This is a genomic window from Aestuariivirga sp., from assembly GCF_044239095.1.
Classification (GTDB): domain Bacteria; phylum Pseudomonadota; class Alphaproteobacteria; order Rhizobiales; family Aestuariivirgaceae; genus Aestuariivirga.
The window spans coordinates 1-13,165 of sequence record NZ_JBIICB010000104.1 but is presented as its reverse complement, the minus strand read 5'-3'; the positions used below and the strand labels follow the sequence as shown (position 1 = coordinate 13,165).

General features: G+C 63.1%; 13 protein-coding genes. All 13 read right to left on the bottom strand.

Features of this window, described 5'->3' with window-relative positions:
- Nucleotides 1-137 precede the first annotated feature (137 nt).
- A complete protein-coding gene (locus ACILRA_RS11195) occupies nucleotides 138-1,805 on the bottom strand; it encodes a ribonuclease J (RefSeq protein WP_395662183.1) in 1,668 nt (555 codons plus the stop codon).
- Complete coding sequence (locus ACILRA_RS11190; protein WP_395662182.1) at nucleotides 1,802-2,608, bottom strand: biotin--[acetyl-CoA-carboxylase] ligase; 807 nt, start codon at nucleotides 2,606-2,608, stop codon at nucleotides 1,802-1,804. The genes ACILRA_RS11195 and ACILRA_RS11190 overlap by 4 nt, the downstream gene beginning before the upstream one ends.
- Nucleotides 2,551-3,996 carry an NADH-quinone oxidoreductase subunit NuoN gene (gene nuoN / locus ACILRA_RS11185; RefSeq protein WP_395662181.1) on the bottom strand — a complete coding sequence of 482 codons (1,446 nt, stop codon included), beginning with the start codon at nucleotides 3,994-3,996 and terminating at the stop codon, nucleotides 2,551-2,553. The genes ACILRA_RS11190 and nuoN overlap by 58 nt, the downstream gene beginning before the upstream one ends.
- A 12-nt stretch (nucleotides 3,997-4,008) precedes the next feature.
- A complete protein-coding gene (locus ACILRA_RS11180) occupies nucleotides 4,009-5,523 on the bottom strand; it encodes an NADH-quinone oxidoreductase subunit M (RefSeq protein WP_395662180.1) in 1,515 nt (504 codons plus the stop codon).
- Nucleotides 5,524-7,560 (bottom strand): NADH-quinone oxidoreductase subunit L, encoded by a 2,037-nt coding sequence (gene nuoL, locus ACILRA_RS11175; RefSeq protein WP_395662179.1) that lies wholly within the window; start codon nucleotides 7,558-7,560, stop codon nucleotides 5,524-5,526.
- Nucleotides 7,561-7,571: 11 nt separating this feature from the next.
- Nucleotides 7,572-7,880 (bottom strand): NADH-quinone oxidoreductase subunit NuoK, encoded by a 309-nt coding sequence (nuoK, locus tag ACILRA_RS11170; protein WP_395662178.1) that lies wholly within the window; start codon nucleotides 7,878-7,880, stop codon nucleotides 7,572-7,574.
- A gap of 3 nt (nucleotides 7,881-7,883) precedes the next feature.
- Entirely contained in the window at nucleotides 7,884-8,489 is a 606-nt protein-coding gene (locus ACILRA_RS11165; protein WP_395662177.1) for an NADH-quinone oxidoreductase subunit J, read from the bottom strand.
- A 10-nt stretch (nucleotides 8,490-8,499) separates the two neighbouring features.
- On the bottom strand, nucleotides 8,500-8,988 hold the full coding sequence (nuoI, locus tag ACILRA_RS11160; protein ID WP_395662176.1) for an NADH-quinone oxidoreductase subunit NuoI: 489 nt from the start codon (nucleotides 8,986-8,988) through the stop codon (nucleotides 8,500-8,502).
- A gap of 7 nt (nucleotides 8,989-8,995) precedes the next feature.
- Complete coding sequence (locus ACILRA_RS11155; RefSeq protein WP_395662175.1) at nucleotides 8,996-9,232, bottom strand: hypothetical protein; 237 nt, start codon at nucleotides 9,230-9,232, stop codon at nucleotides 8,996-8,998.
- Nucleotides 9,229-10,290, bottom strand: a complete 1,062-nt coding sequence (gene nuoH / locus ACILRA_RS11150) for an NADH-quinone oxidoreductase subunit NuoH (protein ID WP_395662174.1) — start codon at nucleotides 10,288-10,290, stop codon at nucleotides 9,229-9,231. The genes ACILRA_RS11155 and nuoH overlap by 4 nt, the downstream gene beginning before the upstream one ends.
- A gap of 4 nt (nucleotides 10,291-10,294) precedes the next feature.
- Nucleotides 10,295-12,376 (bottom strand): NADH-quinone oxidoreductase subunit NuoG, encoded by a 2,082-nt coding sequence (gene nuoG, locus ACILRA_RS11145; protein ID WP_395662173.1) that lies wholly within the window; start codon nucleotides 12,374-12,376, stop codon nucleotides 10,295-10,297.
- The gene (locus tag ACILRA_RS11140; protein ID WP_395662172.1) at nucleotides 12,363-12,839 is read right to left on the bottom strand and encodes a DUF3291 domain-containing protein; all 477 of its coding nucleotides are present in this window, start codon (nucleotides 12,837-12,839) and stop codon (nucleotides 12,363-12,365) included. Before ACILRA_RS11140 ends, nuoG begins: the two co-directional genes overlap by 14 nt.
- A 3-nt stretch (nucleotides 12,840-12,842) precedes the next feature.
- A partial coding sequence (locus ACILRA_RS11135) for an NADH-ubiquinone oxidoreductase-F iron-sulfur binding region domain-containing protein (RefSeq protein WP_395662171.1) occupies nucleotides 12,843-13,165 on the bottom strand: 323 nt, incomplete at its 5' end.

Below are 13,165 nucleotides of genomic sequence, written 5' to 3'. Positions count from 1 at the left end.
GATGGGAGAAGGGGCCCGGCAGGGCGGATGAGGGCCTCTCTCCGCGAGTCCCGGTATTGAAGCAGGCCCTCATCCGGCCTTCGGCCACCTTCTCCCATCCTTCGGACGGGAGAAGGGAAAATTGGGAGAATGCGGCGTCACAGCTGGGTGACGGATACCTTCACGATCGGTTTCTTGCCCCAGGTCACGTCCGCCGCACGGCGCACGGCGGTGCGGATTGTTTCGGACAGCGCGTTGACGTCTTTCCGCCGCGGCTTGGGCGTTGCGCCAAGAGCCCTCTCGGCGGCCTGCAGGAGTTCATCCTCGAGGCCCACCGGCAATCCGTCGGTGATCAGCTCGATGCTGGCGGCAAGCTCGCTCTTGGCGTTGATGACGAGGCTGACGAAGACGATGCCGGCGAAGGCGAGCTTGCGGCGCTGCTTGGCGGGGCCGTCCTCGCCCGGGACGATCAGCCGTCCGTCGACATGCAGGCGGCCACAGGGTGCCTCGTCGATGTCTTCGATGGGACCGGGGGCGAGGCGCGCGATGTGGCCGTCGCGCGGGATCAGCACATTGCGGATGCCTTGGGCCTGCGCAAATTCCCGGTGGGCGCGCAGGTGGCGCGGCTCGCCGTGCATGGGGATGAGCGCCCGGGGCTTCACCCACTCATAGAGCATCGCCAATTCACCCTGGCGCGGATGGCCGGAGGAATGCACGAGGTCGTCCTCGCTGGTGACGACGTCGATCTCGAGCCTGGCCAGGTTGTTGAGGACCCGCCCCACTTCCTTCTCATTGCCGGGAATGGTCTTGGAGGAGAAGATCACGAGGTCGCCCTCATCCAGCGCCACATGCGGGTGCTGGTCCTCGGCAATGCGGGCGATCGCGGCCCGCGGCTCACCCTGGCTGCCCGTGCACAGGAGCATCACCTTGTCAGGCGGAAGATAGCCGAATTCTTCCTCGTCCAGCAGGCGGCCTGAATCATTCAGCATGCCGCAGGCGCGGGCCGCCTCGATGGTGTTGCGCATGGCGCGACCCGCGATCACCACCTCGCGCCCGCAGGCGCGCGCCGCGCGGATCGATGTCGCGATGCGGTCGAGATGGGAGGCAAAGGTGGTGACGGCGACACGCCCGCTGGCCTGCTTGACGATGGCTGCGATCCGCGCTGCCACCTCGGCTTCGGATGGCGAGAAGCCCTCACGCAAGACATTGGTTGAATCGCATATGAGCACGTCCACGCCCTTTGCCCCGATCTCGCGCAGGCGCTTCTCGTCCATGCCCTGGCCCAGCACCGGCGTACGGTCGATCTTCCAGTCGCCCGAATGCAGCACGCGGCCTTCCGGAGTCTCGATCAGCAGGGCGGTTGGCTCAGGAATGGAATGGGTGACGGAGACGAACTCCAGCCCGAAGGGCCCGAGCGTGAAGCGGGAGCCGACCGGCATCACCTTCACCGGCACCTGCTCGTCGAGGCCTGCCTCCTTGAGCTTCAGCACCAGGATCTGCGCGGCGAAGGGCGTGCAGTAGACGGGGCATTCAAGTTGCGGCCATAGCCAGGCGACAGCCCCGAGGTGATCCTCATGCGCATGCGTCAGAACGATGCCGTGCAGGCGCGATTTCTCCGCACTGATGAAGCCAACGTCGGGCAGGACCACGTCGATGCCGGGGTCCGTCTCCTCACCGAACTTGACGCCCAGATCGACCATCAGCCAATGCCGGTCATCAGCCGGGCCGGAGCCGTAGCAATAGCAGTTCATGCCGATCTCTCCCGTGCCCCCTAAGGGCAGGAACACGAGTTCGGGGGGCAGTTGGGCGCGGCGCCTGGCGTTCATGATGTCTTCCGTCTCAAGGCTTCGAGTTCGGCGAAGCTCACTTCACCAGCGTGAATTGCAGTCAGTGTTCCATCGGCCTCGCACAGGATCAGCGCGCCGTCCGCGGCCAGACCCTGGAAGGTTCCGGTCACGCGCCTCGTTCCGGCAGTTGCGGACACCCCGCCGCCGAGCCCCAGGGCGCGCGCGGCCCAGTCCTGCCGGATGGCGGAAAAGCCCCGCCCTTCATCCCACTGCGCAAGGCGATGCGTGAGGTGCTGGTCGAGCACCGCCAGCACCTGCGCCACGGTGAGCCCATGCCCAAGCGCCGTCACCGGATAGGGCGTGCCCTCCGGCGCATGGGCGATGTTGACACCGCAGCCGATGGCGATCCGCACAGGATCGGCGCCGACCACCTCCGGCAGCACGCCGCAGAATTTCGACCCGCCGATCAGAACGTCATTCGGCCACTTGATGCGCGGCTCCAGACCGGGGCGTAGCTCCACCACCGAGTCGTGGACGGCAAGTGCTGCGACGAAGCTCACCTGTGCTGCGGCCTGCGGGCCTTCCGCAATGGCAAACAGGAAGGTGGCGTAGAGATTGCCAGGCTCACTCACCCAGTTCCGGCCTAAGCGGCCCCGGCCGCCCGTCTGCTCGTCTGCCAGCAGCCAGAGAGGCCCGCATTCACCGAGATCAGCGAGCCTGCGCGCCTCGAGATTGGTCGAATCGATCCGGTCAAAGTGCCTGACCGGATGTCCGGTATCGAGGATCAATAGAGCGACTTCGCCGCCGCCGCCGCCACCGCGATGATGGGGCTCGCGATCCACGGAAGGACGAACAGCAGCGTGAACGCGCCGGACGCATAGGCCACCAGTTTCACCTCACCATCCATGGCATCGAAGCTCCCCTTCGGCTCATCGAAGTAGATGATCTTGACGATGCGGAGATAGTAATACGCGCCCACCACCGACGTGACGACGCCGATGACCGCCAGGGTATAAAGCCCCGCGTTCACCGCGGCCAGGAACACGAAATACTTGGCAAAGAAGCCAGCGAGCGGCGGAATGCCGGCCAGCGAGAACATCAGCATGGCGAACACGAATGCCAGGCCCTTGTTGTGGCGCGCAAGCCCCGCGAGATCGCTGATCTCCTCCACCATGTGGCCGTTCCGCCGCATGGCCAGCACGCAGGCAAAGGTGCCGAGCGTCATGATCATGTAGATGATCATGTAGACCACCACGCCGGTGACCCCTTGCTCCGTTCCCGCAGCGAGACCCACCAGCGCATAACCCATGTTACCGATCGAGGAGTAGGCAAGCAGGCGCTTGATGTTGCTCTGGCCGATCGCCGCGAAGGCGCCAAGCGCCATCGAGGCAATCGACACGAAGACGATGATCTGCTGCCAATCCGGCACGATGGCGCCGAAGGGCTCGATCATCGTCCGGGTGATGAGTGCAACCGCGGCCACTTTCGGTGCTGCCGCGAAGAAGGCCGTCACCGGGGTCGGGGCGCCCTCATAGACATCGGGCGTCCACATGTGGAAGGGCACGGCGGAGATCTTGAAGGCCAGACCGGCGATCACGAACACGAGACCGAAAATCACGCCGAGGCCGGCCTCATGTGCCTGGAGGTGCTCAGCGATGTGCGCGAAGGACGTCGAGCCCGTGAAGCCGTAGATGAGGGACGCGCCATAGAGCAGCATTCCAGAGGAGAGTGCGCCGAGCACGAAGTACTTCAGCCCCGCCTCGGAGGCCCGCGCGGAGTCCCGGTTGATCGCGGCCAGAACGTAAAGCGACAGCGACTGCAGTTCGAGGCCCATATAGAGCGCGATGAGGTTGTTGGCCGAGATCATCATCATCATGCCGACGGTGGCCAGCAGGATGAGAACCGGATACTCGAAGCGCTGGGAGCCGTCGCGCTTCATGAAGCTGTCAGACAGAACAATCGCCACCGCGGAGCCGAACAGCGCCAGCACCTTCATTACACGCGCGAAAGTGTCCACCACAAAGGCGCCCTTGAAGGCCTCCGCCCGGGGTTCACCCGTCCAGACCACAAGCGCGGCGGCGAGCGCCAGCGAGATGACGGCAAGCAGGTTGACCACCCCCGATGGATCGGACTTGCGGAAAACGCCGAACATGAGCAGCGCCATGGCGAGGATGGCGAGAACCACCTCGGGGAGTGCTGCAGCGGCATCGGCCTGTTCGAGAAGCCACATGGATGATCGTCCTTAATGGAGCGAAGCAGACGCCAGCGCCTGGGCGGCGGCGGCTGCCTCGTTCAATGGCTTGATGAGGGTTTCGACCGTGGGGCCGAAGATATCGAGGATGGGCGCTGGATAGGCGCCGAAGAAGATGGTGAGCACGATGAGCGGCGCAAGCGTCGCCAGTTCGCGCGGCGTCATGTCCGGCAGGTGCATCAGCGCGGGCTTGGTGAGATCGCCGAACACCACGCGGCGGTAGAGCCACAGCGCATAGGCCGCCGAGAGGATAACGCCCAGCGTCGCGAAGAAGGCCACCCATGTGTTCGCCTTGAAGGCGCCCATGAGCGACAGGAACTCGCCCACGAAACCCGACGTGCCGGGCAGGCCCACATTCGCCATGGTGAAGACCATGAAGGTGAAGGCGTAGAGCGGCATGGTCTTGACGAGGCCGCCATAGGCCTTGATCTCACGCGTGTGCATGCGGTCATAGACGACGCCGACGCAGAGGAACAGCGCGCCCGAGACCAGCCCGTGGCTGATCATCTGGAACATTGCGCCGTCGATGCCCTGACGGTTGAGCGAGAAGATGCCCATGGTCACGAAGCCCATGTGGGCGACGGAGGAATAGGCGATCAGCTTCTTCATGTCCTCCTGCATCAGCGCCACCAGCGAGGTGTAGACGATGGCGATGACGGAGAGCACGAAGACGAAATCCTGGAAATAGACGCTCGCATCCGGGAACATCGGAAGCGAGAAGCGCAGGAAGCCATAGCCGCCCATCTTCAGCAGGATGGCCGCCAGGATGACAGAGCCTGCCGTTGGCGCTTCAACGTGCGCATCAGGCAACCAGGTGTGCACGGGCCACATCGGCATCTTCACCGCGAAGGAGGCGAAGAAGGCCAGCCACAGCCACTTCTGGGCTTCCGGCGTGAAGCCGGGGTTGGCCAGAAGTGCCGCGATGTCCGTCGTGCCGCTCGCCCAGTACATGTAGATGATGGCAAGCAGCATGAGCACCGAGCCCAGCAGCGTGTAGAGGAAGAACTTGAAGCTGGCATAGACGCGGCGCGGACCGCCCCAGATGCCGATGATGAGGAACATCGGAATCAGGCCCGCTTCGAAGAACAGGTAGAACAGCACGATGTCCAGCGCGCAGAACACGCCGATCATCAGCGTTTCCAGCACGAGGAAGGCGATCATGTATTCCTTCACGCGCTTCGTCACATGCCAGGAGGCGAGGATGCAGATCGGCATCAGGAAGGTGGTGAGGATCACGAAGGGCATCGAGATGCCGTCGACGCCCATCTTGTAGGAGGCCGCCCCGCCCAGCCATGCCTGCTGCTCCACGAACTGGAAGCCCGCGGCATTGGAATCGAAGCCCGCCCAGATGAGAAGCGACAGCAGGAAGGTGACGATCGTCGTCCACAGCGCAGCCCAGCGGATGTTGCGCAGCGCCGTGGCATCCTCACCCCGCACAAACAGGATGAACAAGACGCCCAGCAGCGGCAGGAAGGTGACGACCGAGAGAATGGGCCAGCCCGACATTTAGTGTGCGCCCCCGAACATGAACCAGGAAATCAACGCCGCGATGCCGATCATCATGGCGAAGGCATAGTGATAGAGATAGCCCGTCTGCAGCCGGACGACACCGCGCGTGACGTCGTTGACGACGGAGGACACGCCATCCGGCCCGAAGCCGTCGATCACGTAGCCGTCGCCCTTCTTCCACAGGAAGCGGCCGAGCCACATGGCCGGGCGCACGAAAATGACGTCATAGAGTTCGTCGATGTACCACTTGTTGAGCAAGAACTTGTAGAGCGGCTCATGCTGCGCGGCGAGCGCCTTGGGCAGCGCTGTGTTGCGGATGTAGAACAGGAAGGCCAGCGCGAAGCCAAGGACCATGGCGACGAAGGGCGACCACACGACCCACTTCGGCACGTCGTGGAACAGATGCATGATCTCGTTATCGGCCAGCGAACTGCCCCAGAACTCCTTGTAATGGTGGCCGATGAAGTAGTCCTTGAACACGAAGCCCGCCGCAATCGCGCCGATCGCCAGCACAAAGAGCGGGATCAGCATCACCTTGGGGCTCTCATGCACATGCTCCAGCGTCTCGCGGTCAGCACGCGGCGCGCCGTGGAACGTCATGAAGGCAAGCCGCCAGGAATAGAAGGACGTGCAGAATGCAGCGGCGACGAGCAACCAGAAGGCAAAACCCCACTGCGCTGCGTAGGCGCTCTCGATCACCGCGTCCTTCGAGAAATAGCCAGCCGTGAGGGGGAAGCCGGTGAGCGCCAGGTTTCCGATGACCATCATCACCCAGGTCACGCGAATCATCGGTGCGAGGCCGCCCATCTTGCGCATGTCCTGCTCGCCCGACATCGCATGGATGACGGAACCCGAGCCTAGGAACAGCAGCGCCTTGAAGAAGGCGTGCGTGAAGAGATGGAACACCGCAACCCCATAGGCGCCAACACCCAGCGCCACGAACATGAAGCCCAACTGCGAACAGGTGGAATAGGCAATGACGCGCTTGATGTCGTTCTGCACGAGACCCACGGTCGCCGCAAAAATGGCGGTGATGGCGCCAATGACCACCACGACGCTCTTCGCATCGGGTGCCAGTTCGAACATGGGCGACAGGCGCGCGACCATGAAGACGCCGGCCGTCACCATGGTGGCGGCATGGATCAGGGCAGACACGGGGGTTGGGCCCTCCATGGCATCAGGCAGCCACGTGTGCAGCAGAAACTGCGCGGACTTGCCCATGGCGCCCATGAACAACAGCAGGCACAGCACCGTCAGCGTGTCGAACTCCCATGACAGGAAATGCATCGGCTTGCCGGCAGCACCGGGGGCTGCCGCGAAGATCGTATCGAAGTCGACCGACTGGAACACCAGGAAGCAACCGAAGATGCCAAGCGCGAAGCCGAAGTCGCCCACGCGGTTCACGACGAAGGCCTTGATCGCCGCGGCGTTGGCGCTCTCCCGCTTGTACCAGAAGCCGATGAGCAGATAGGACGCGAGGCCAACGCCTTCCCAGCCGAAGAACATCTGCACAAGGTTGTCAGCCGTCACCAGCATCAGCATGGCGAAGGTGAAAAGCGACAGATAGGCGAAGAAGCGCGGCTGATGCTCGTCATGGCTCATGTAGCCAAGCGAATAGATGTGAACGAGGGCGGAGACGGTATTCACCACCACCAGCATCACCGCCGTCAGCGTATCCACGCGGATCGTCCAGTTGGCCACGAGCGTGCCGGAATTGATCCAGCGCAGCAACTCGACCTTCTCCGCATGGGGCTCATGCAGGAAGCCCGCGAAGACGTACCACGACAGGATGGCGGCAATGGTGAGAAGTGCCGTCGTCAGATACATCGGCCACATCGGGCCATCATAATGGCCATGGTGGCCGTGGCCGTCATGGCCGTGGTGGCCATCGCCGCCGGCATGCGCATGGGCGTGGTGTTCGCCATAGACATCGGCGTCACGGCCCAGGCCCTTGAAGACTTTCGTGCCGAACAGCCCGGCGATGAGCGCGCCGAGAAGCGGCAGGAAGACGATGGCGGTTAAGACGGTGTGCATGATGGTTCCCGTCAGCCCTTCATGAGATTGATGTCTTCAACCGCGATGGAGCCGCGGTTGCGGAAATAGGTGACGAGGATGGCAAGACCGATCGCCGCTTCGCCCGCGGCAACCGTCAGCACCAGCAGCGCGAAAACCTGGCCGACCAGATCGCCCAGGAAGCTCGAGAACGCCACCAGGTTGATGTTGACGGCAAGCAGGATCAGTTCAACCGACATCAGGATGACGATGACGTTCTTACGGTTGAGGAAGATGCCGAAGATTCCGACCGTGAACAGGATGGCCGCCACGGTGAGATAGTGAGAGAGGCCGATTTCCATGGCTCAGATCCCCTGCCCCGGCTTGACCTTGATGACCTCGATGGCCGTGGCGGGGGTGCGCGCCACCTGGTCCGAGATGTTCTGGCGCTTGACGCCTTCCTTGTGGCGCAGCGTCAGCACGATGGCGCCCACCATGGCGACCAGCAGCACCAGGCCCGCTGCCTGGAAATAGAAGATGAAATCCGTATAGAGGATACGGCCCAGCGCTTCCGTGTTGGTGATGCCGGTTGGCGTCGGAGCACCCCGCGCCTGCACGCTGGCCGGGTCGATCACCCAGCTTCCCACGACAAGCGCCAGTTCAACCAGCACGATGAAGCCGATGGTGGCGCCCACGGGCAGGTAGTTCAGCATCCCCTCGCGCAGCTCAACGAAGTCCACGTCCAGCATCATGACGACGAAGAGGAAGAGCACGGCGACCGCGCCCACATAGACGACGACAAGGATCATCGCCAGGAACTCCGCCCCCAGCAGCACGAAGAGGCCCGCCGCGTTGAAGAAGCAGAGGATGAGGAACAGCACGGAGTGCACCGGGTTCCTGGCCGTGATCACCATCACCGCCGAGGCGACGGTGACGGCGGCGAAGAGATAGAAGAACAATGCGGCGACCATGTCGGCTCCTTCAGCGGTAGTCCGCGTCCATCGCGATGTTGCGCGCGATCTCGCGTTCCCAGCGGTCACCGTTGGCAAGCAGCCGCTCCTTGTTGAAGAGCAGCTCCTCGCGGGTTTCGGTGGCGAATTCGAAATTGGGGCCCAACACGATAGCATCGACCGGGCAGGCCTCCTGGCAGAAGCCGCAATAGATGCACTTCACCATGTCGATGTCATAGCGGGTCGTGCGGCGCGTGCCGTCGTTGCGGCGCGGGCCCGCCTCGATGGTGATGCAGACGGCGGGGCACACCGCCTCGCACAGCTTACAGGCGATGCAGCGTTCTTCCCCGTTGGGATAGCGGCGCAGCGCATGCTCTCCGCGGAAGCGGGGCGACTGCGGGCCCTTCTCATTGGGATAGTTGATTGTCGCCTTGGGCGCGAAGAAGTAGCGCATCGCCAGGATGGTGGCGTCCACGAACTCCTTCAGGAACAGCGAGCGGGCAGCTTGTGCAACTCTCATCTTGGTTTCACCCGGATGTGGACATGCGGTCACCGATCACAAGACCGATGAACGGGAGGAGAATGAGGCTCTGGACTTTCACCAGCGCCATGATGGTGGACGGCGCCAGGCCCTGCTGTTGCGTCACCTTTGCCTTCTCGTAGCGCCAGCGCAGCGCGGGGTAGACGGACCGGTTGACGAAAGCTAGCTCGGCAAGGCCGATGACCAGAAAGACAAGCGCGCCGACGAGGCCAGCAAAGCTCATGGCGCCCATCCGAAGGCCACGAGCACGCCCGCCGTCAGCACCACGTAGAACAGCGAGATCGGCAGGAACACCTTCCAGCCCAGCCGCATCAGCTGGTCATAGCGGTAACGCGGCACGATGGCCTTCACCATGGCGAACATGAAGAAGACGAAGACGAGCTTGATCAGGAACCAGATGATGCCGGGAATCCAGTTCAAGGGCGGAATGTCGATGATCGGCAGCCAGCCGCCGAGGAACAGGATGGTCGTCATCGCGCACATCAGCACGATCGCCACATATTCACCCAGCATGAACAGCAGGTAGGGTGTGGAGGAATACTCCACCATGAAGCCCGCCACGAGTTCCGATTCCGCCTCGACGAGGTCAAAGGGCGGGCGGTTCGTTTCCGCCAGTGCGGAGATAAAGAAGATGATGAACATCGGGAACAGCGGCAGCAGGTACCAGTCGAGGAATGACCCCGGCAGGCCCAGCATGGTGCCGAACCCTGTGGACTGCGAGCGCACGATCTCGGTGAGGTTCAGCGAGCCCGCACAGAGCAGAACCGTGACGATGACGAAGCCGATCGAGACTTCATAGGACACCATCTGCGCAGCCGAGCGGAGTGCGGAGAGGAACGGATACTTCGAGTTCGACGCCCAGCCGCCCATGATGACGCCATAGACGCCAAGCGATGAGAGCGCGAAGAGATAGAGGATGCCGACATTGATGTCGGCCACCACCCACTTGCCTTCGGTGAGGCCGAAGAAGGACCCCTCAGAAACCGGCACCACGGCCCATGCCGCAAGCGACAGCGTGGCGGTGACGAGCGGCGCGATGATGAACACGCCCTTGTTCGCGCCGTCGGGGATGACCACTTCCTTCAGCGCGAATTTGATCAAGTCGGCGAAGGACTGGAACAGGCCCCAAGGGCCCACCACATTGGGCCCGCGGCGCATCTGCACGGCGGCCCAGATCTTGCGGTCGGCCCACAGCAGATAGGCGACGATGATCAACAGGCCCGACATGAAGCCGAAGCTGACGACCACGAAGAACAGGAGTGTGAGGAGAATTTCTGACATGGGCCTACTCCGCAGCCTCCAGCTTGCGCACATTCTTCAGGGCTGAGCATTCGGCCATGGTCTTCGATGCGCGGGCAATCGGGTTGGTCATATAGAAATCCGTGATGGGCGAGCGGAACGGCTCGGACGACATCGGCCCTTCCACCTTCGCAAGATCGGCGAGTTCGGCGGTGGACGCCGGCGTCAGCTGGTCGATGCGCATCAGCTGCGGGGCCACCTTGTACATCTGCGTGCGCAGTTCATCGATGGTGTTCCACGGCAGCGTCGCGCCAATGGCCTCGGATAGCGCGCGGAAAATCGCCCAGTCCTCCCGCGCCTCACCCGGCGGGAAGGAGGCGCGCTGCGTCATCTGGGGGCGGCCCTCGGTGTTGACGTAAGTGACCTGCTTTTCGACATAGGCAGCACCCGCGAGGATCACATCCGCGCGGTGCGCGCCGGCATCGCCATGGGTTCCGGCATAAACGACGAAGGTGGAGCCCAGCGCCGTGGTGTCGATCTCGTCCGCCCCGATCAGGAAGAGCATGTCGAGATTGCCGGAATTCGCGGCATCCAGCATCTGGCGCGTCGTCATGCCGCCGCCGGTTGACGGCAAGGCGCACACATCGAGCGCGCCGGCACGTCCCGCTGCCGTGTGCAGCACATTGAAGCCGTTCCATCCGTCCTTGACGGCGCCGAGCTTCTCGGCCGCCTTCCAGGCCGCAGCCAGCACCTGCGCGCCATCGGCACGGGCGAGTGCGCCCTGCCCCACGATCACCATGGGCTTAGCCACGGACGCTTGCTCCGAGCCGAGGAACTGGCTGAGCGTGTCAGGACCCGCACCGAGATAGGTATAGGGATAGGTGAGGTCAGCCTTCTCGCCGATCACGCTGATCTTGCAGCCGCCGCGCACCAGGCGCTTCCTGATGCGCGCATTGAGCACCGGCGCCTCGAGGCGCGGATTGGCGCCGATGAGGAGGATCGAATCCGCCTCCTCGATACCGGCGATGCTGGTGTTGAACAGATAGCCCGCACGGCCACCGAGGCTTCCGAGCGGAGAGCCGTCCTGGCGGCAGTCGATGTTCTTGATGCCCAGCTGATCCGCCAGCTGGCGCAGCGAGAAGGCCTCTTCCGCCGCCACGAGATCGCCAAGGATGATGCCGATGCGCTCCGGCTTCGCAGCCTTCAGGCGCTGGGCGATGTGAAGGAAGGCTTCCTGCCAGCCCGCCGCGCGCAGCTTGCCGGATTCGCGCACATAAGGCCGGTCGAGGCGCTGGGACTTGAGCCCATCCCACACGAAGCGCGTCTTGTCGGAGATCCACTCCTCGTTCACCCCTTCATGGGTGCGGGGAAGAATGCGCATCACCTCGCGCCCGCGCGCATCAACGCGGATGTTGGAGCCGACCGCATCCATTGCATCAATGGTCTCGGTCTTGCGCAGTTCCCACGGCCGCGCCTTGAATTCATAAGGGCGGGATGTCAACGCGCCGACGGGGCAGAGATCGATGATGTTGCCCTGCAACTCAGACGAGATCGCCTTGTCGAGATAGGTGGTGATTTCCATGTCCTCGCCACGGCCGGTGGCGCCCATCTCCTCGATGCCACCAACTTCGGTGGTGAAGCGGACGCAACGCGTGCACTGGATGCAGCGGGTCATCTCGGTCTTGACGAGCGGGCCCAGATTCTTATCCGCGACGGCCCGCTTGTTCTCGTGGAAGCGGTTCTTGTCGATGCCATAGGCCATGGCCTGGTCTTGCAGGTCGCATTCACCACCCTGGTCGCAGATCGGGCAGTCGAGCGGATGGTTGATGAGCAGGAACTCCATCACCCCTTCGCGCGCCTTCTTCACCATCGGCGTCTTGGTGAAGACTTCCGGCGGCTCGCCATTGGGTCCGGGGCGCAGGTCGTTGACCGATATGGCGCAGGAGGCCTGCGGCTTCGGCGGCCCGCCCTTCACTTCCACCAGGCACATGCGGCAGTTGCCGGCAATCGACAGCCGCTCATGGTAGCAGAAGCGCGGCACCTCAGCGCCCGCCATCTCGCAGGCCTGCAGCAGGGTCAGGCCGTTTTCGACCTCGATCTCGGTGCCGTCGATTTTAAGTTTGGGCATCAGCGAGCTTCCTTTGCTCAATAAAGGCAAAATCGAAAGCCTCTTCCGTAGCACCGTTCTTGCGGAGTTGCTCCAGTCGCGCGAGGCCTTCGCTCAGCTTAAGGATGTGACCGGCCGGGATGGGCCAGATCACATATGTTTTGGTATCGAGCGGCTTGAACCAGCTCTCCCGGCGTTTCAGGAAACCGCCGTGAATCGTGCGATGCACGAAGGCATCGAAGTCTTCAAGCGTTTCCCACACTGACATCGTGAAGGTCGCCCGCGGATCGCCGCCGAAGAAATCTATTCCTTCGGAGCTGATTGCTTCGGCTTCATCCACACACCGCCAGACAAAACCCTTGGAACGCTCCGCAAGTGCATTGACCCGCGGAACGTTATTCACGAATCCGGCAGACTTCTCATGGTCGCGTGGATAGTTGAGCACGCCAACGTTCAACTGAGCGATATGTGTGGACTGCCCCATGCCTCACTCCGCCGCAATCTTGGCGGCAGCGCCGTCATGGTCAGGGTTGGCCGCATACTGGTCGATGCGCTCCTCGATCACATGGCGGAAGTGAGTGATGAGCCCCTGGATCGGCCAGGCCGCGGCGTCGCCCAGCGCGCAGATGGTGTGGCCTTCGATCTGCTTGGTGACATCCAGCAGCATGTCGATCTCGCGCTTCTCCGCGCGGCCTTCGGCCATGCGCGTCATCACGCGCCACATCCAGCCCGTGCCTTCGCGGCAGGGCGTGCACTGGCCGCAGGATTCGTGCTTGTAGAAGTAAGCAAGCCTGGCGATGGCCTTGATGA